Origin of the sequence: Stenotrophomonas ginsengisoli (assembly GCF_001431485.1) — a bacterium.
Lineage (GTDB): Bacteria > Pseudomonadota > Gammaproteobacteria > Xanthomonadales > Xanthomonadaceae > Stenotrophomonas > Stenotrophomonas ginsengisoli.
This window is the reverse complement of the sequence record NZ_LDJM01000007.1, coordinates 74,635-92,070: the sequence shown is the minus strand read 5'-3', so window position 1 is coordinate 92,070 and position 17,436 is coordinate 74,635. Positions and strand designations below refer to the sequence as shown.

The 17,436-nt window shown below is 66.1% G+C and carries 16 protein-coding genes; all 16 read right to left on the bottom strand.

Translation table 11 applies throughout. From position 1 onward, the window contains the following. Positions 1-31: 31 nt before the first annotated feature. The 16 genes from ABB30_RS02480 to flgB all read right to left on the bottom strand — a co-directional run bounded on the left by ABB30_RS02480 (position 32) and on the right by flgB (position 17,389). A complete protein-coding gene (locus tag ABB30_RS02480; RefSeq protein ID WP_057636726.1) occupies positions 32-1,216 on the bottom strand; it encodes a flagellin in 1,185 nt (394 codons plus the stop codon). A 188-nt stretch (positions 1,217-1,404) separates the two neighbouring features. Beyond that, on the bottom strand, positions 1,405-2,625 hold the full coding sequence (locus ABB30_RS02475) for a flagellin (protein ID WP_057636725.1): 1,221 nt from the start codon (positions 2,623-2,625) through the stop codon (positions 1,405-1,407). Positions 2,626-2,754: 129 nt separating this feature from the next. Next, positions 2,755-3,981, bottom strand: a complete 1,227-nt coding sequence (locus tag ABB30_RS02470; protein WP_057636724.1) for a flagellin — start codon at positions 3,979-3,981, stop codon at positions 2,755-2,757. A 232-nt stretch (positions 3,982-4,213) separates the two neighbouring features. Further along, on the bottom strand, positions 4,214-5,398 hold the full coding sequence (locus ABB30_RS02465) for a flagellin (protein ID WP_057636723.1): 1,185 nt from the start codon (positions 5,396-5,398) through the stop codon (positions 4,214-4,216). Between the two features lie 180 nt (positions 5,399-5,578). Then, positions 5,579-6,784 (bottom strand): flagellin, encoded by a 1,206-nt coding sequence (locus ABB30_RS02460; protein WP_057636722.1) that lies wholly within the window; start codon positions 6,782-6,784, stop codon positions 5,579-5,581. A 68-nt stretch (positions 6,785-6,852) separates the two neighbouring features. Beyond that, positions 6,853-8,055: a flagellar hook-associated protein FlgL gene (flgL, locus tag ABB30_RS02455; RefSeq protein ID WP_057636721.1), complete on the bottom strand. Its 1,203-nt coding sequence runs from the start codon at positions 8,053-8,055 to the stop codon at positions 6,853-6,855. Next, positions 8,052-9,932 (bottom strand): flagellar hook-associated protein FlgK, encoded by a 1,881-nt coding sequence (flgK, locus tag ABB30_RS02450; protein WP_057636720.1) that lies wholly within the window; start codon positions 9,930-9,932, stop codon positions 8,052-8,054. The genes flgL and flgK overlap by 4 nt, the downstream gene beginning before the upstream one ends. A 13-nt stretch (positions 9,933-9,945) precedes the next feature. Then, positions 9,946-11,103 (bottom strand): flagellar assembly peptidoglycan hydrolase FlgJ, encoded by a 1,158-nt coding sequence (gene flgJ, locus ABB30_RS02445; protein WP_057636719.1) that lies wholly within the window; start codon positions 11,101-11,103, stop codon positions 9,946-9,948. Continuing rightward, positions 11,103-12,221, bottom strand: a complete 1,119-nt coding sequence (locus ABB30_RS02440; RefSeq protein ID WP_083489633.1) for a flagellar basal body P-ring protein FlgI — start codon at positions 12,219-12,221, stop codon at positions 11,103-11,105. Before ABB30_RS02440 ends, flgJ begins: the two co-directional genes overlap by 1 nt. 11 nt (positions 12,222-12,232) lie before the next feature. Then, positions 12,233-12,928 (bottom strand): flagellar basal body L-ring protein FlgH, encoded by a 696-nt coding sequence (flgH, locus tag ABB30_RS02435; RefSeq protein WP_057636717.1) that lies wholly within the window; start codon positions 12,926-12,928, stop codon positions 12,233-12,235. Between the two features lie 18 nt (positions 12,929-12,946). After that, entirely contained in the window at positions 12,947-13,732 is a 786-nt protein-coding gene (flgG, locus tag ABB30_RS02430; protein WP_057636716.1) for a flagellar basal-body rod protein FlgG, read from the bottom strand. A 121-nt stretch (positions 13,733-13,853) separates the two neighbouring features. Then, complete coding sequence (locus ABB30_RS02425; RefSeq protein ID WP_057636715.1) at positions 13,854-14,603, bottom strand: flagellar basal body rod protein FlgF; 750 nt, start codon at positions 14,601-14,603, stop codon at positions 13,854-13,856. 33 nt (positions 14,604-14,636) lie between these two features. Continuing rightward, positions 14,637-15,860, bottom strand: a complete 1,224-nt coding sequence (gene flgE / locus ABB30_RS02420; RefSeq protein WP_057636714.1) for a flagellar hook protein FlgE — start codon at positions 15,858-15,860, stop codon at positions 14,637-14,639. Positions 15,861-15,896: 36 nt separating this feature from the next. Further along, on the bottom strand, positions 15,897-16,580 hold the full coding sequence (locus ABB30_RS02415) for a flagellar hook capping FlgD N-terminal domain-containing protein (protein WP_057636713.1): 684 nt from the start codon (positions 16,578-16,580) through the stop codon (positions 15,897-15,899). Between the two features lie 2 nt (positions 16,581-16,582). Continuing rightward, positions 16,583-16,990 carry a flagellar basal body rod protein FlgC gene (flgC, locus tag ABB30_RS02410; protein WP_057636712.1) on the bottom strand — a complete coding sequence of 136 codons (408 nt, stop codon included), beginning with the start codon at positions 16,988-16,990 and terminating at the stop codon, positions 16,583-16,585. A 3-nt stretch (positions 16,991-16,993) separates the two neighbouring features. Then, a complete protein-coding gene (gene flgB, locus ABB30_RS02405; RefSeq protein WP_057636711.1) occupies positions 16,994-17,389 on the bottom strand; it encodes a flagellar basal body rod protein FlgB in 396 nt (131 codons plus the stop codon). Positions 17,390-17,436 lie beyond the last annotated feature (47 nt).

The window sequence follows — 17,436 nt, the reverse complement described above, 5'->3', positions numbered from 1 at the left end:
GGGCAAGACGCGCTGTCGCGCCAGTCAGTGATCAGCCCAGCAGGCTGAGCACGTTCTGGGTCGAGCTGTTGGCCTGGGCCAGCATCGAGGTGCCTGCCTGCTGCAGGATCTGGGTGCGGGTCAGCTCGGCGGTTTCCTTGGCGTAATCGGTGTCGCGGATGCGCGAGCGCGATGCCGACAGGTTTTCGCTGGTGGTGGACAGGTTGGCGATGGTGGAGGAGAAACGGTTCTGGATCGCACCCATGTCGGCACGGGCCGAGTTGACTGCGCTCAGGGCCTTGTCGGCGATGGACAGTGCCTGCTGCGAACCAACCACCGAGCTGATGTCCAGACCGGAGACGAAGGTCTTGGTGGTCGGGGCGGTGGTGGCAGCGGCCTTGTCGGCCACGGTGGAGGCGCCGCCTTCCAGGCTGATGGCGTTGAAGGTGCCGTTATCGGCGATGCTGCTCTTGATCGCGGTCAGCTTGACGGTGCCGTCGGTGTTGGCCTCGGCGTACACGCCGGTCTGGTCCATCTTGCCGTTGATGGCGTTGGCCAGGGCCTTGCCGGCCTCTTCGGCGGTTGCACCGGCCTTGAGGGTGTAGCTGTCCAGGGTCACTTCCTTGCCATCGGTGCCGGTGATCTTGGCATCGTCCACGGTGACGTCGGCGGTGGTGGTGTTGCCACCGGCGGCAGCGGTGGTCACGCTTTCAAACACGACGCCGCCCAGGGCACCGGTATTGGCGTTGATGATCGAGTTGATGCCGATGGTCTGGCCGGCGTCGGCGCCGATCTGGAACAGGGCGCCGGAGAAGGAGCCGTCCAGCAGGTTGGTGCCGTTGAAGTTGGTCTGGCGCGAGACGCGGTCAATTTCGCTGACCAGCTGGTCCACTTCGGCCTGCAGGGCGTCACGGTCGGACTGCGAGTTGGTGGCGTTGGCCGACTGCACCGACAGCTCGCGCACGCGCTGCAGGTTGTTGGAGATTTCCACCATCGCGCCTTCGGCGGTCTGGGCCAGCGAGATGCCGTCATTGGCATTGCGGGTGGCCACGTCCAGGCCGCGGATCTGGGTGGTGAAACGCTCGGAGATGGCCAGGCCGGCGGCATCGTCCTTGGCGCTGTTGATGCGCAGGCCCGAGGACAGGCGCTGGATCGAGGTCGACAGGCTGGCCGAAGAGGTGTTCAGGTTGCGCTGGGCATTCAGCGACATGACATTGGTGTTGATGACTTGCGACATGAGGTCAATCCTGGTCGATAAGGGCCGGTGGGCCGGCGCAGAGTGCCGATCACATCTGCTTCCCCTTAGTTATCGACGCCGTGCTCACCGGCTTTAGAACATTTCTTCACTGGGTTTGATCTGGATCAAAAAACGCCACTCCCGCTGGGCCGGGGTGGCGTTGTCATCGGTGCCGCCCGGGTGAGGGCTTACTGCAGCAGGCTGAGCACGTTGGAGGTGGAACTGTTGGCCTGGGACAGCATGGCCGTGCCGGCCTGCTGCAAGATCTGGGTACGGGTCAGCTCGGCGGTTTCCTTGGCGTAATCGGTGTCGCGGATGCGGCTGCGCGAGGCCGACAGGTTTTCCGAGGTGGTGGACAGGTTGGCGATGGTGGAGGCGAAGCGGTTCTGGATCGCACCCATGTCCGCGCGTGCCGAGCTGACCGCGGTCAGGGCCTTGTCCACGATCTGCAGGGCCTGCTGGGAGCCGGCAAAACTGCTGATGTCCAGGTCCTTGGCAAACTTGGCGTTTGCAGCCGTCAAGGCGGTACTGGTCAGTGCGCCCACGCCAGCGGCCAGGCCGGTCTGGGTGATGGTGGCGCCTACCGCGCCTTCCTTCCACGAGGCCAGGCTGACATCACCGGTGGCCGAGACCGTGGCGGTCAGGCCGTTGTCGCCGGTCTTGGCGTTGATCGCGGCGGCCAGGGCATTGCCAACGGCCAGCTTGCCGGCAGCCTGGGCGTCGGCAGCCGTGGCGTAGGTCTGGGCCGAGGCGGGCACGTCGATCGCATCCAGGGCCACGCCGGCAATGGTGATGGTGCCGGCCGCAATGGTGGTGGCGGCATGGCCATTGGCCGAGCCGCTGCCGGTGGCGGCGGGGTTGGCCACGGCGATGGTGCCACTGGTGAACATGGCACCGCCCAGTTTGTCGGCGCGTGCATTGGTGATCGCGTTGATGCCGATGGTCTGCCCGGCATCGGCGCCGACCTGGAACAGCGCGCCACTGAAGCTGCCATCCAGCAGGGTGGTGCCGTTGAAATTGGTCTGCCGTGCCACGCGGTCGATTTCGGCGGTCAGCTGGGTGACTTCTGCCTGCAGTGCCTTGCGGTCGGAGGCCGAGTTGGTGGCGTTGGCCGACTGCACCGCCAGTTCGCGGATGCGCTGCAGGTTGTTGGAGATTTCCACCATCGCGCCTTCGGCGGTCTGGGCCAGCGAGATGCCGTCATTGGCATTGCGGGTGGCCACATCCAGGCCGCGGATCTGGGTGGTGAAACGCTCGGAAATGGCCAGGCCGGCGGCATCGTCCTTGGCGCTGTTGATGCGCATGCCCGAGGACAGGCGCTGGATGCTGGTGGCCAGACTGGTGCCACTGCTGTTGAGGTTGCGCTGCGCGTTGAGCGACATCACGTTGGTGTTGATGACCTGTGCCATTGCCGTGTCTTCCTGTGTCAGTTGACGAGGTGCGGCAGCACGATCGGGGTGCGCCGCTGTGTTGTCGGTGTTGGTGCAGGGGGCCGGAAACCGGCCCCCGCCTCGGGTCCCGGGGGAGGGGGATAACGGTTACTGCAGCAGGCTCAGTACATTGGAGGTCGAGCTGTTGGCCTGGGACAGCATCGCGGTGCCGGCCTGCTGCAGGATCTGGGTGCGGGTCAGCTCGGCGGTTTCCTTGGCGTAATCGGTATCGCGGATGCGGCTGCGCGATGCCGACAGGTTTTCGCTGGTGGTGGACAGGTTGGCGATGGTGGAGGAGAAGCGGTTCTGGATCGCACCCATGTCCGCGCGCGAGGAGTTCACCGCGGTCAGGGCCTTGTCCACGATGCTCAGTGCCTGCTGCGAGCCCACCACGTTGGTGATGTCCAGCTGGCTGACGAACTTGCCGGCCAGGCTGGCACCGGCCGCGGCGGTGGTGGCGGTCGGCGCCGTGGGCAGGGTGATGCCAACGGCCGTTCCCATGGTGACGGTGATGGCATTGAAGGTGCCGGTTGCGCTGACGCTGTCCTTGACCGAGGTCAGGTTGATCTTGCCGGCGGTGGTGCTGTCCACCTCGGCATACACCCCGGTCTGGTCCATCTTGGCGTTGTAGGCATTGACCACGGCCTGGGTCACGGCCTTCTGGGTGGCGGCCGCATCGCTGCCCGGCGCCACCTTGATGTTGTCCAGGGTGTAGGCCACACCGTCGGCGCCCTTGACCGTCATGCCGGTGATGGTCACATCGGTGGTCGGGTTGGTGCCCGGGGCGGCAATGGTGAAGGTGGCGGTATCGAACTTGGTGCCGCCCAGGTTGGTGGTACGGGCATTGGTGATCGAGTTGATGCCGATGGTCTGGCCGGCGTCTGCGCCGACCTGGAACAGGGCGCCGGAGAAGGAACCGTCCAGCAGGGCGGTGCCGTTGAAGTTGGTCTGGCGGGCGACACGGTCGATCTCGGCGGTCAGCTGCTTGACCTCGGCATCAAGCGCCTTGCGGTCCGAATCCGAATTGGTGGCATTGGCCGACTGCACCGCCAGCTCGCGGATGCGCTGCAGGTTGTTGGAGATTTCCACCATCGCGCCTTCGGCGGTCTGGGCCAGCGAGATGCCGTCATTGGCATTGCGGGTGGCCACGTCCAGGCCGCGGATCTGGGTGGTGAAGCGCTCGGAGATGGCCAGGCCGGCGGCATCGTCCTTGGCGCTGTTGATGCGCATGCCCGAAGACAGGCGCTGGATGCTGGTGGCCAGGCTGGTGCCGCTGCTGTTCAGATTGCGCTGAGCATTGAGCGACATCACGTTGGTATTGATCACTTGTGCCATGGAACGTTCCTCACAGTGGCAGACAGGCCGTTGGGCCGGTGGTGCGGATGGATGACAACCGCTTCAGCCGGGGTATCGACGCGGACGCGCTGTGACTTGAGAGGAACTTTGCTGAATCTGGCTTTTTGCGACGAGCGGTCAAAAAAGCCCCGCAATGCGGGGCCTTTTCGGCGTGCCGTCCATCACCCGAAGCGGTGTGATGGGCAAGACGCGCTGTCGCGCCAGGCAGCGATCAGCCCAGCAGGCTGAGCACGTTCTGGGTGGAGCTGTTGGCCTGGGCCAGCATCGAGGTGCCTGCCTGCTGCAGGATCTGGGTGCGGGTCAGCTCGGCGGTTTCCTTGGCGTAATCGGTGTCGCGGATGCGCGAGCGAGATGCCGACAGGTTTTCGCTGGTGGTGGACAGGTTGGCGATGGTGGAGGAGAAGCGGTTCTGGATCGCACCCATGTCGGCGCGGGCCGAGTTGACGCTGCTCAGGGCCTTGTCGGCGATGGACAGGGCCTGCTGCGAACCGACCACCGAGCTGATGTCCAGGTCCGAGACGAAGGACTTGGCCGGTGCGGCGGCGGCAGCGGTGGCGGTGTAGGCGCCCATGCCCGAGGTGGCGCTGGCCGTCATTGCCTTGAACACGCCGGCGTCGGTTTCGCTGGCCTTGATCGAGGTCAGCTTGATCTCGCCGGTTGCACCGACTTCGGCATACACGCCGGTCTGGTCCATCTTGTCGTTGATGGCCAGGATGGTCTTGCTGATCAGGCTGGTCTGGGTGTCGGCAGCGGTGGTGCCCGAAGCGTCGACCTTGATGTCGCCAATGGTGACATCGTTGATCTTCAGGCCCTTGATCTCGCCAGCGGTGTTGGCATCGGCCGGGGCGGTGATGGCCAGCTTGTTGCTGTCAAAGCGTGCGCCGCCGAGCGAGGCGGCATTGGCGTCCAGGATGGAGTTGATGCCGATGGTCTGGCCGGCGTCAGCGCCGATCTGGAACAGGGCGCCGGAGAACGAACCGTCCAGCAGGTTGGTGCCGTTGAAGTTGGTCTGGCGGGCCACGCGGTCGATTTCGCTGACCAGCTGGTCCACTTCGGCCTGCAGGGCGTCACGGTCGGACTGCGAGTTGGTGGCGTTGGCCGACTGCACCGACAGCTCGCGCACGCGCTGCAGGTTGTTGGAGATTTCCACCATCGCGCCTTCGGCGGTCTGGGCCAGGGAGATGCCGTCATTGGCATTGCGGGTGGCCACGTCCAGGCCGCGGATCTGGGTGGTGAAACGCTCGGAGATGGCCAGGCCGGCGGCATCGTCCTTGGCGCTGTTGATGCGCAGGCCCGAGGACAGGCGCTGGATCGAGGTCGACAGGCTGGCGCTGGAGGTGTTCAGGTTGCGCTGGGCATTCAGCGACATGACGTTGGTATTGATGACCTGGGACATGGTTCTTCTTCTCGTGCAATGGTTCCCGCGCCACCGTGGCCGGGTCTGATCGCAGTGCCTGACATCACGTCCTGCCGCTGCTCAGAGTCAATAACGGCGCCTTCACGCCGGTCTTTACACCGTTTTCACGAAAATTTTGTCCCTCCCCCGGCCAGGGCGGCCGGGGGACGGTGGCAGACCTTACTGCTGCAGCAGGGTCATCACGCTCTGCGGCGCGCTGTTGGCCTGGGCCAGCATGGCGGTGCCTGCCTGCTGCAGGATCTGGGTGCGGGTCAGCTCGGCGGTTTCCTTGGCGTAATCGGTGTCGCGGATGCGCGAGCGCGAGGCCGACAGGTTTTCGGAGGTGGTGGACAGGTTGGCGATGGTGGAGGAGAAGCGGTTCTGGATCGCACCCATGTCCGCACGCGAGGAGTTGACCTCGGTCAGGGCGTTGTCGATCACGCTCAGCACCTGCTGCGAGCCCAGGAAGGAGGACACGTCCAGGCCGGCGACATACTCGGTGGTGGTGGCGGCGGTGACCGCAGCGGCGGTCGGTGCGGCCACGGTGCCACCGGCAGAAGCCGTCCAGGTGCCGTCGGTCACGGCGATCGAGTTGGTGGTGTTGTCGCGGATGGAGGCCAGCTCGATGCCGGTGCCGGCGGTGTTGACCTTGGCGTAGACGCCGGTCATGTCCATCTTGTCGTTGATCGTCACGGCCAGGGCGGCGGTGGCTGCCTTCTGCGTGTCCGCATCGCTGGCACCTGCCGGCACCTCGACATCGGCGATGGTGATGGCGTTGCCGTCGTTGCCGGTGATGGTCATGCCGCTGACCTTCAGGCCTTCGCCGGCGGCAGCGGCCGGAACGTTGACCGTGCCGGTATCGAACTTGGCACCGCCCAGGGCGTCCTTGCGCGCATTGGCGATGTTGTTCACGGCAATGGTCTGGCCGGCATCGGCGCCGACCTGGAACAGGGCACCGGAGAAGGAGCCATCCAGCAGCGAGGTGCCGTTGAAGTTGGTCTGGCGGGCGACGCGGTCGATTTCGTTGACCAGCTGGTCCACTTCGGCCTGCAGGGCCTTGCGGTCAGAGTCCGAATTGGTGGCGTTGGAGGCCTGCACGGCCAGTTCGCGGATGCGCTGCAGGTTGTTGGAGACCTCGACCATGGCGCCTTCGGCGGTCTGGGCCAGGGAGATGCCGTCATTGGCGTTGCGCACGGCCACGTCCAGGCCGCGGATCTGGGTGGTGAAGCGCTCGGAGATGGCCAGGCCGGCAGCATCGTCCTTGGCGCTGTTGATGCGCAGGCCCGAGGACAGGCGCTGGATCGAGGTCGACAGGCTGGCGCTGGAGGTGTTCAGGTTGCGCTGGGCGTTGAGCGACATCACGTTGGTGTTGATGACCTGGGCCATGGGTTTTCTCCGTCTGCGTAAATGAAATTGAAAGGGGAACTGATGGGAAAAACGGCGGTGAGAGGGGCTCAGCGCAGGGCGTTGAACAGACTCATCGACTGCATCTGGGTGAACACGGTCTGCGCCGCCTGCAGGGCGGTGCTTTCCAGCGTGTAGCGGCTGACGGCCTCGGCGTAGTCGAGGTCGCGCAGGTTGGAAAGGGTGGTTTCGATGGTGACCTGGTCGGCATCGCGCAGGCTGCCGGCACTGTCCAGTGCGGCCAGCTGGGCGCCACCGGCGGCGCGTGCATCGATGCTGACTTCGCGGGCGCGGGCCACATCACGCATGCCGGCCTGCAAGGCGTTGCTGCGTGCGGCGACCTGTGCCTCCGTGCTGGCACCGGTCTCCAACACCGTGGCCAGGGCGTCCAGGGTGGCGAACACGTCGCGGCTGGGCGCCGGTTGGACCTGGATGCTGTCACCGGCGGCCGGGGTGCCCAGCAACTGCACCCGCAGGCCGGCGAAGTGGATGTCATCGCCGGCGGTATAGGTGCCGGTGGCAATGGCGGTATTGCTGCTGTCGCGGATTTCGTAATCGGTGGCGCTGGAAAAGTGCAGGCTGTAGGCGGTGCCGTCCCAGCCGCCGTTGGCGTCGGTGGCGTAGTCGTTGATCACCAGGGTGCCGCTGTTGCCGGCAGCCGGCTGGGCGCTGAGGGTGCCGTTGCCGGTGGGGATGCGCATGAAGACCTCGCTGCCGGCCAGGGCATCGCTGACGAAGGTGTCCGGCGCCACCTCGACCCGGCGCTGGGTCTGGTCGCCGTTGTAGGTGACGGTGTTGCCGGTGCGCGAGAACGGCGCGCTGCCATCGCTGGTGCCGCCGAACAGGTAACGTCCGGCACCATCGGTGCTGTTGGCCACGGCCAGCAGCTGGTCGCCGATGGCACGCAGCTGGCTGGCAATGGATTTCAGGTCGGCGTCGGAGAGCACCGGATTGTTGGCCTGGATGGTCAGGTCGTTGACCTGGGCCATCAGTTCGCCGAACTCGGTCATCGCGTTTTCCTGCAGACCGAGGCGGTTCTCGACCCGGTCGGCATTGGCCGCGTACTGGCTCAGGGCCGACAGCGAGCGGTCCAGCTTGACCGCGGTGCCGGCCGCGACCGGGTCGTCCTTGGCGCTGACCAGCTTCTGCCCGGTGGCCATCTGCTGCTGCAGCTTGTTCAGGCTGGCCTGCTTGCCCAGCATCGAATGCAGCGAGGCGTTGTAGACCATGTTGGTGGAGATGCGGGTGCTCATCGCGATACGGCTCCCAGGATGGTTTGGAACATGGTGTCGGCGGTGGAGACCATCTGCGAGGCCGCCTGGTAGGCCTGCTGCAGCTTGAGCATCTGCGCCGCTTCCTCGTCCAGGTTGACCCCGGAAATCGAATCACGCGCACTCTGTGCCTGCTGCTGCAGCACGGTGGCTGCCTCCAGCGAATACTCCGCGCCACGGGCGGCCGAGCCGACCCGGGTGGTCAGGCCGGCCATCACGTCGGTCAGGCTCTGGGTGCCGTTGGCAAACAGGCGCAGGTCCTCGGTGGCGGCCAGCAGGTTGGCATTGCCGTTGTCGCTGGAGCCGGCGCCGGTGGGGCTGACGTTGAAGCTGTCACCCGGGTTGGGCGCACCGTCCAGGCTGAACTGCCAGCCGTTGGCACTGATGGTGCTGCCCGGGGTGTAGGGGTAGGGGCCGGCACCATCGATGGTGTACTGGCTGGCGCTGGTGAAGCTGATCACCGAGGCGTTGGTCAGGTTGGGCTGGCTGGCATCGATCACCTGGACCGCGTTCATCCGGCCCGAGCCGGTATTGGCCAGGCTGGCGCTGCCCTGCACGGCGCTGGCCGCAGCGATGCGTGCCGGGTCGGAGATGGCCACCTGCAGCGAGCCGGCCAGGCCGGCGGCCGGCTTGAGCAGGAAGCTGTCATTGGCGGCGGCAGCACCGCTTAGCTGAACGCTCATGCCATTGACCACGAACGGATCGGCGGCGGTGCCGCTGCCGGTCATGGCCACTGCCTCGCCGTTGGACAGCTTGGTCGCCTGCCAGGCGGTGCCGTTGAAGGTCAGCTTGATGTTGCTGCCATCCAGCTTGGCCAGATCCAGACTGTCGATCTGCACACTGGCGCTGCCGCTGTTGCTGCCGGCCGCCAGTACCTGCGGGCTGCCGATGGTGAACAGGTCCTGGCCGCGCTCGCCGTACAGGTCCACACCGGCGGCCTGCTGGGCATTGAGCGACTGGGCCAGGCCCAGGGCAATGCGGCCCAGTTCGGCCTGGGCCGGATCAAGTACATCGCGACGGAAGTCGAGCAGGCCACCGACACTGCCACCCAGGCCACTGTTGCTCAGGTCCACGGTCAGGTTGCTGCTGACCAGGGCCAGCTGCAGGCGCTCGGGCTGGAAGCTGTCAGCGATGACCTCCACCCGTGCGGCGGTCGGGCCGACCACCAGGGCGGTGCCACCGGCGGTGAAGACATTCATCACCCCGCCGTCCTGCAGGTTGATGCTGCCCCCGGTATAGGACACCAGCTGGTTGGCCAGGGTGTCACGGCGGTCGAGCAGGTCCGGCGAGGCCTTGGCCGGGTTGGCGCCGATCTGGCGGTTGAGCTGGGCGATCTCGCCGGACAGGCGGTTGATCTCGCTGGCCGCGGCGATCAGGCCGTTGTTCACTTCCTGGTTGAGCGCATCCATCTGGCCGTTGAGGCGGCCGAAGCGCCCGGCCAGGGCGGTGGCCTCGTCCAGGGTGTTTTGCCGCTGGGCGGTGGAGGCCGACTCGCTGGACAGGCCGCTCAGTGCGTTGTAGAACGCCGACCAACGCCCTTCCAGGTTGGTGGTGCTGTCCGACATCAGGCTGTCCACGCGGTCAGACAGGCCGGACAGCGTCTGCAAGTGGGCGACCTCGGCATTGCTGCCGATCAGGCGGGTGATGGCCAGCTGGTCGGCCACCCGGCGCACATCGGCCACCGTGGTGCCGTTGCCCAGATAGCCGAAGCCGTATTTCTGCGGCGTGGCCGAGGAAAGCTCGGTGCTCTGCCGGCTGTAGCCCTCGGTATTGATGTTGGCCACGTTGTGGCTGACCGTGCTCAGTGCTCGCTGGAAGGCGAGCAGGGCACTGGAGCTGGTGTTCAGGACGCTGGTCATGGCAATGGAGGGCTCAGCGGTTCATGGCCAGCGAACTGGCCGGATTCAATTGCATCTGGGCGCGGTCAATGGCGGCCAGGGCGCGGGTCACGGTGCTGCCATCGGCAATGGCGGCGATCTTGTTGGCGTACTGCGGGTCGGTGGCATAACCGCCGCGCTGCAGGCCCCGTGCAAACCCTGCAACATCCGTGCCGGCCGCCAGGGCGCCGGCATAGCGGTCGTTGTTCTTGAGCAGGCGCACGTAGTCGTTGAAGCTCTCGCCGATCGAGTCATAGGCGCGGAAGGCAGCCGTCTCGTTGCGGCGCACACCGGCCACGTACTCATGGGTGCCGGTGCTGACCGAGCGGCCCTTCCAGCCGCTGGCCTTGATCCCGAACAGGTTGTTGGCGCTGCTGCCATCGCCATGGCTGGGCATGCGCTTGCCCCAGGCCGTTTCCAGCGCGGCCTGGGCGACCAGGGCGCGCGGGTCCACGCCCAGGGCGTCAGCGGCCTGACGCGCATGCGGCCAGATTTTGGCGACGAAGGCTTCCGGGCTGTTGCTGCCGAACTGGCTGGCGGCCTGGCGCGCGGCCAGGGCGTCACTGGCATTGACGCTGCCGGGCTGCGGGGCCCAGCGGTCATTGCTGCGCGCCCAGTCGCCGCCAGCGCGGGCAATCAGGTCCAGCGGGTTGTCGTTGAGCGGTGCACTCTCCAGGCGCTGGTGCAGGGCGCCGGTCTCGCGCCCGTCCATCGCATCAATGGCCATCGACAGCGGTGCCAGCAGGGCGGCCTGGGCATCGACCGGGTCGATGCGCGGGCTGGCCGGCAGTTGTGACTGGTAGGCGCGCAGGGCCTGTTGGCGCTGCAACGGGGAGGGCTGCACGGGCTGGCTGTTGAGCGCCTCGGCGCCTTCGCTGCCGCCGGCCTGGCCGCCGAGTTGACGGGCAATGCTGGCCTGCAGGCCCAGCCCGCGGCCCTGGGTCAGGGTCTGGGCCAGACGCTCGTCATACATGTCGCGGAACAGCTGGTTTTCGCCGGGAAACAGCGAGTCACCGAAGCTGGCATCGCGCATGGACTTGATCATCAGCCGGGCAAACTGCGATTCCAGCTGGCGTGCGGCATGTTCGATGCGGTCCGGGCTGCTGGCCGTGTTGTTGCTGGCCAGCGACAGGGCTTGCGGGCGGATGTCCATCAGATCACCTCCAGCTCGGCACGCAGGGCGCCGGCCTGGCGCAGGGCTTCCAGGATCGCGATCAGATCGCCCGGGGCAGCGCCGACGGCGTTGACCGCGCGCACGATCTCATCCAGCGTGGTGCCGCCGCCGAACTTGAACATGTGGTGGCCGTCCTGCTGCACGCTGATGTCCGACTGCGGGGTGACCACGGTGCTGCCGCCGCCAAAGGCGCCGGGCTGGCTGACATTGAGGTTCTCGCTGATCGACACGGTCAGCGCGCCATGGCTGATGGCCGCCGCGCCCACGGTGACCTGCGAGCCGATGATCACCGTGCCGGTACGGGCATTGACCACCACCTTGGCCGGGGCGCTGCCGGCGGTCAGCTCGATGTTTTCCAGCTCGGCCAGCAGGGCGATGCGCGCACCGCTGTCCAGCGGGCTGCGTACGGCCACGCTGCCACCATCCACCGCACGCGCCATGCCGTCGCCGAAGCGCGCATTGATCGCGGCGACCATGCGCGAGACGGTGGTGAAATCGTTGTTGTGCAGGTTCACGGTCAATTCGTTGGCACCGGCAAATACGTCCGGCAGGGCGCGTTCGACGGTGGCGCCATTGGGAATGCGCCCCACGCTGGGAATGTTGACCGAGACCCGCGAACCGTCGCGACCTTCGGCGCCGAAACCACCGACCACCAGGTTGCCCTGGGCAATGGCATAGACCTGGCCGTCGGCGCCCTTGAGCGGGGCCATCAGCAGTGAGCCGCCACGCAGGGAGACCGCATTGCCGACCGAAGAGACGGTGATGTCGATGGTCTGGCCGGGTTTGGCAAACGGCGGCAGCTCGGCATGGATGGCCACGGCGGCCACGTTCTTCAGCTGCGGGTTGACCCCGGCCGGAATGTTCACGCCCAGTTCGCCGAGCATGTTCTTCAGGCTCTGCACGGTGAACTGGGCCTGGCTGGTGCGGTCACCACTGTTGTCCAGGCCCACCACCAGCCCATAGCCGACCAGGGCGTTGCCACGCACGCCACCGATCGAAGCCAGGTCCTTGATGCGTTCGGCACTGGCGCCGGGTACGGCGCAGGCCAGGCCGAGCAGGACGGCGGTGGTGAGCAGGCGCAAACGGGAGAGAGTCATCGTCATGTCCTTCAGAACGGGGCGAAGGCCGAGTTGAAGAAGCGGCCCAGCCAGCTCATCGCGTTGGATTGGGCCACCGCGCCGCGGCCGCCGTAGGCGATGCGGGCTTCGGCCACCTTGGACGAGGCAATGGTGTTGTCCGGGCTGATGTCGGCCGGGCGCACGATGCCCTGCACCTGGACCAGTTCGTCGCCCTGGTTCAGGCGGATGTTCTTCTGCCCGGAGACCACCAGATTGCCGTTGGGCAGGCGCTGCACCACCTGCACGGTGAGGTTGCCGGCCAGGCGGTTGGACTGGGCGGTGTTGCCACTGCCGGAGAAGTCACGCGAACCGTTGGCCGAGGCCGACAGGATGTCCTTGCCGCCCAGGGTCACCGGGGCGCCGAACAGGTTGGGGCTGCCGATGGACAGGTCCGATTCCTTGCTCACCGAGGTGGTGGCATTGGCCTGGGCGGTGGTGTTTTCCAGCAGCACGATGGTGAGCAGGTCACCGACCTCGCGCGCCCGGCGGTCGCCATACAGCTGCAGGCCACCGGTATTGCCGCCGGCGGCATAGATGGCGCCGGCACTGGCCACCGGGGCCGGCGCGATCACCGGCTGCACCGGTGCCAGCTCCGGGTAGGCGCGCACGTCGCCGGCCAGGGTGCAGGCGGCCAGCGGCAGCAGGGCCACGGCGCTCAACAGGGTGCGGGAGAGGGTCAGGTTCATGGGGCTCACCGGTCAGGATCAGACGTTCTGGTTGAGGTAACCGAGCATCTGGTCGGTGGTGGAGATCGCCTTGGCGTTCATTTCGTAGGCGCGCTGGGTCTCGATCATCGACACCAGTTCTTCCACGGTGTTGACGTTGGATCCCTCCAGCGCGCCCTGGACCACATTGCCCAGGCCGTTCAGGCCGGGCGTGCCGTTCTGGGCCGGGCCGGAGGCGGTGGTTTCCACGTACAGGTTCTCGCCCTTGGCCTGCAGGCCTGCCGGGTTGATGAAGTCGGTCAGGGTGAGCATGCCCACTTCCATCGAGGCCACCTCGCCGGACATCTGCACGCTGACCGTGCCGTCGTTGCCGATGGTCACCGTCTGCGCGCCTTCGGGAATCTGGATGCCCGGCTGCACCGGGTAGCCGGAATTGGTCACCAGCTCGCCCTGGGCATTGATCTGCAGGCTGCCGTCGCGGGTATAGGCGCTGGTGCCGTCGGGCATCATCACTTCGAAGAAGCCGCGGCCGTTGACCATCACGTCCAGGGCGCGGCCGGTCTGCTGCTGGCTGCCCTGGTCAAAATGCTTGGAGGTGGCGACCACGCGCACACCGGTGCCCAGTTGCAGGCCGGTCGGCAGCTGGGTCTGTGCCGAAGTGGCACCGCCGGGCTGGCGCACCTGTTGGTAGAGCAGGTCTTCAAAAGCCGCGCGGTCGCGCTTGAAACCGGTGGTGTTGGCGTTGGCCAGGTTGTTGGAGACCACCGACATGCGCGTCTGCTGGGCGTCCAGGCCGGTCTTGGCGACCCACAATGCGTGATTCATCGTCTGCTTCCTCTACAGGGGGGCCGCATGGCAGCCCTACATCCGGAGCAATGCATGCGGCGTGCCAAAAAAAACCGACGCTTGCGCGTCGGTTTTCTGTTGCCGGCAGGCGCGGTGACGGTTATCCGTTCAAGCGCAACAGACTATTGGCGGACTGCGCGTTCTCATCGCCGTGCTTGATCACCTTGACCTGCATTTCGTACTGGCGCTGCAGGTTGATCATCTGCACCAGGGCGCCGGTGGCATCGACGTTGGAGCCTTCCAGCACACCGGTGTGCAGGGCGGTGCCGCTGGCCTGGGCAAACGGCTGGGTCGGGGTGGTGTTGCGCATCAGCCCGTCCAGGCCGCGCACCAGGCGGGCGTTGTCGGCAGACACCACGCGCAGCTGGGCCACTTCGGCCAGGGTCTGCGGGCCTTCGCCCTGGGGGATGATGGACAGGGTGCCGTCAGCGCCGATCTCGATGGCCTGGAACGGGGGCACGGCCACCGGTTGGCCGCGCACATCCAGCACCGGATGGCCGTCGCTGGTGACCAGCTGGCCATTGGGGGTCAGCTGCATCGAGCCGTTGCGCGAATAGGCTTCCTTGCCGTCACTGCCCTGCACGGCCAGCCAGTTGCCGGCGCCCATCGACACATCCAGCGCGTTGCCGGTCACCTGCTGGGAACCGGCACGCGGGTTGAAGCCACTGTCGTGGAAGATCGTGTCCACTCGCGAGTTCCAGCCTTCACCGGTGATCGGGAAGGGGCTGGTGTTGGCCAGCACCTGCTTGAAGCCGGCGGTGTTGGCATTGGCCAGGTTGTGGCTGACCGTGGCCTGGGCCTGCAGCGAGGCGCGGGCGCCGGTCATTGCAACGTAGAGGGACTTGTCCATGGGGTGATCTCCGCGTCAGTGGCTGCTGGGCCATCAACGCATGTTGATGATGGTCTGGGTGGCCTGGTCCATGGTCGAGATCATCTGCGCCGAGGCCTGGAAGTTGCGCTGGGCCACGATCATGTTGACCAGCTGTTCGGTCAGGTCCACGGTGGAGCCTTCCAGGGCGCCGGACTGCAGCTGGCCGAAATCCGAGGTGCCCGGGGCACCGACACGCGCGGTGCCGGAGGTGAACGACTCGGCCCAGGCGTTGTCACCGGACGGGGTCAGGCCCTGGGCGTTGTTGAAGTTGGCCAGGGCCAGCTGGCCCAACGGCAGGTCGGCGCCGTTGGAATAACGGGCCACCACCACACCGGTTTCCGATACCGAGATCTCGTCCAGCTTGCCGGCCGCATAGCCGTCCTGGGCGGTGTTGCGCAGGGCAAACGATTCGCCGTACTGGGTCGAGCCGGTGACGTCCAGTGACATGGCCAGCACGCCGGCACCGCTGGTCGGGGTGTACGGGTCCAGGGTGATCAGGCCGTCGGTCGGGCTGGTCAGGGCGCCGGTGTTGGAGAACTGCAGGGTGGTCGGAGCACCCACGGCCACGCCATCGACGTAGTTGTGCACGCTCCACTCGTTGGGGTTGGCGGTCTTGACGAAGTAGGAGGTCTGGGTGTGGCTCACGCCCAGCGAGTCATACACGGTGACCCCGCCGCTGGTCATGTTGTAGGAGTTGGTATTGGCCGGGTCGAACGGGGTCGAGATCGGCTGCTGGGCCTGCGCCGGCAGGGTGAAGGCCAGTTCGACCTTGCTGGTTTCCTTGGGCGGGCCATCGCTGCCGGTCAGCTTCAGGTCCACGATCGAGCCGACATCAAAACCGTTGCCATTGGTATTGGGGGCGAACACCTGCAGGCGCGCGCCCTGGGCATTGACCACAAAGCCCTGGGCATCGGTCTGGAAGTTGCCGGCGCGCGAATACACGCGCGAGCCGTTCATGTTCAGGGTGAAGAAACCCTCACCGGAAATGGCCATGTCCAGCGAGCGGCCGGTGGTGTTGATCGAGCCCTGGCTGAACTGCTGGGCCACCTGGGAGGTCTTCACGCCAACGCCGACGGCATTGCGCGACAGGCCGTAGCTGGAGGCCTGGAACATGTTGGCAAACTCGGCCCGCGACTCCTTGAAGCCGGTGGTGTTGACGTTGGCGATGTTGTTGGCGGTGACGCTCAGGTCGGTGCTGGCGGCGTTGATGCCGGACAGCGAGATGTTGAAGCTCATGACTGCACTCCGCGAAGGATGGGGCGGTGAGATGGATCAGCTGACACGCAGCACCTGCTCCAGCGGAGCAGCGCCAAGGTTTTTCAGGTTCAGGTAAAGGCCGTCGCTGCCGATGGTCACGCTTTCCACCGGCGCCTGGATGTAGGTCTGGATGTCACTGGCCGTGCCGTTGCTGGGGGTGAAGCGGGCCGACAGGGTGTATTTGCCTGCCGCCATGACCTGGCCCTGGTCATTGTTGCCATCCCAGTTGAAGGCCAGTTCGCCGGCGCTGCTGGTCTGGCTGTTGAGGGTGCGCACCACATCGCCGTTGGCATCGGTGATGGTCACCTCCAGGCTGCCGGCCTGCGGCGCGGCGACCAGGCCACTGGCACCCGTGCCGTCGCTATCCAGCGCCCATTGGTTGGAGGGCACCAGCACGCTGTGGCCGACCAGGGCGGTACCCTTGAGAATCTGGTCGTTGGTCAGGGAGTTGGAAAAGCCGTTGACCGTGGTGTTGAGGGTCTCGATGCCTTGCACGGTGGACATCTGTGCCAGCTGGGACACCATCTGGGCGTTGTCCATCGGCTTGAGCGGGTCCTGGTTCTGCAGCTGGGTGGTCATCAGCAGCAGGAAGTCGGCCTGGCCCAGCGAATCACTCTTGCTCTTCTCCACCGCGCTGCCGGCGGCCGCGCCCAGGCCCAGGGCGTTGTAGTAATCGGCATTGGTATTGATCGTGCTCATGCTCAGCGGCCCATGTTCAAGGTGGCCAGGGTCAGGTCCTTGGCGGTGTTGAGTACTTCCACGCCGGCCTGGTAATTGCGCGAGGTGGAGATCAGGTTGACCATCTGCGCGACCGGGTCGATGTCCGGGGCATAGACATAGCCATTGCCGTCAGCCATCGGATGATCCGGCTCGTAGCGCTGGATCGGCGGGGCCTGGCTCTGCTGGATCTGCTTGACCTGGACGGTGGTGACGTTGCGGTCGGTCGGGCTGGTCACGGCCTGGAACACCGGTTCCAGTGCCTTGTAGGCACCTTCGGCGGTGCCGGAGATCGAATCGGCATTGGCCAGGTTGGAGGCGATGGTGCTCATGCGCACCGATTGCGCCGACAGGGCCGAACCGGCGATATCGAAAATGGGCAGGTTGCTCATGGCTTATTGCCCCGTGATCGCGGTGAGCATGCCGCGCACCTTGGATTCGACAAAGCTCATCGAGGCGCGGTATTCCAGCGCCGCGCGGCCATAGGCGGCGCGTTCGACGTCACCGTCCACGGTATTGCCGTCCAGGTTGGGCTGCAGGCCGGCGCGTACCACCTGGAACGGATTCAGGCCGTCATTGCCGGTGGGGAAGTGCACGGCATTGGTGGTGTCCAGCGGATTGCTCTGCTGGCCCTGGGCGTGGCGCAGGGCAGAGTCAAAGTCCAGATCCACGGCCTTGTAGCCGGGCGTGTCGGCATTGCTCAGGTTGCTGGCGATCAGCTTCAGGCGCTGCTCGCGCAGCGGCAGGGCCTGGGCATGCAGGCCAAGGTGGTTCTTGATCAGGTCAGGCATCACGGCCGCTTCCGATGGGTGTTGTCACCGGAAAGGCAAGATGTGTG

Excerpts from the sequence above, each read along its gene's own strand:
- ABB30_RS02440 (WP_083489633.1), bottom strand. The coding sequence starts at position 12,221 with ATGACTCTCTCCCGTTTGCGCCTGCTCACCACCGCCGTCCTGCTCGGC.
- ABB30_RS02480 (WP_057636726.1), bottom strand. The coding sequence starts at position 1,216 with ATGTCGCAAGTCATCAACACCAATGTCATGTCGCTGAATGCCCAGCGC.
- flgK (WP_057636720.1), bottom strand. The coding sequence starts at position 9,932 with ATGACCAGCGTCCTGAACACCAGCTCCAGTGCCCTGCTCGCCTTCCAG.
- ABB30_RS02465 (WP_057636723.1), bottom strand. The coding sequence starts at position 5,398 with ATGTCCCAGGTCATCAATACCAACGTCATGTCGCTGAATGCCCAGCGC.
- flgH (WP_057636717.1), bottom strand. The coding sequence starts at position 12,928 with ATGAACCTGACCCTCTCCCGCACCCTGTTGAGCGCCGTGGCCCTGCTG.
- flgE (WP_057636714.1), bottom strand. The coding sequence starts at position 15,860 with ATGAGCTTCAACATCTCGCTGTCCGGCATCAACGCCGCCAGCACCGAC.
- ABB30_RS02415 (WP_057636713.1), bottom strand. The coding sequence starts at position 16,580 with ATGAGCACGATCAATACCAATGCCGATTACTACAACGCCCTGGGCCTG.
- ABB30_RS02460 (WP_057636722.1), bottom strand. The coding sequence starts at position 6,784 with ATGGCCCAGGTCATCAACACCAACGTGATGTCGCTCAACGCCCAGCGC.
- flgC (WP_057636712.1), bottom strand. The coding sequence starts at position 16,990 with ATGAGCAACCTGCCCATTTTCGATATCGCCGGTTCGGCCCTGTCGGCG.
- ABB30_RS02425 (WP_057636715.1), bottom strand. The coding sequence starts at position 14,603 with ATGGACAAGTCCCTCTACGTTGCAATGACCGGCGCCCGCGCCTCGCTG.
- ABB30_RS02470 (WP_057636724.1), bottom strand. The coding sequence starts at position 3,981 with ATGGCACAAGTGATCAATACCAACGTGATGTCGCTCAATGCTCAGCGC.
- flgB (WP_057636711.1), bottom strand. The coding sequence starts at position 17,389 with ATGCCTGACCTGATCAAGAACCACCTTGGCCTGCATGCCCAGGCCCTG.
- flgJ (WP_057636719.1), bottom strand. The coding sequence starts at position 11,103 with ATGGACATCCGCCCGCAAGCCCTGTCGCTGGCCAGCAACAACACGGCC.
- ABB30_RS02475 (WP_057636725.1), bottom strand. The coding sequence starts at position 2,625 with ATGGCACAGGTCATCAACACCAACGTGATGTCGCTCAACGCGCAGCGC.
- flgG (WP_057636716.1), bottom strand. The coding sequence starts at position 13,732 with ATGAATCACGCATTGTGGGTCGCCAAGACCGGCCTGGACGCCCAGCAG.
- flgL (WP_057636721.1), bottom strand. The coding sequence starts at position 8,055 with ATGAGCACCCGCATCTCCACCAACATGGTCTACAACGCCTCGCTGCAT.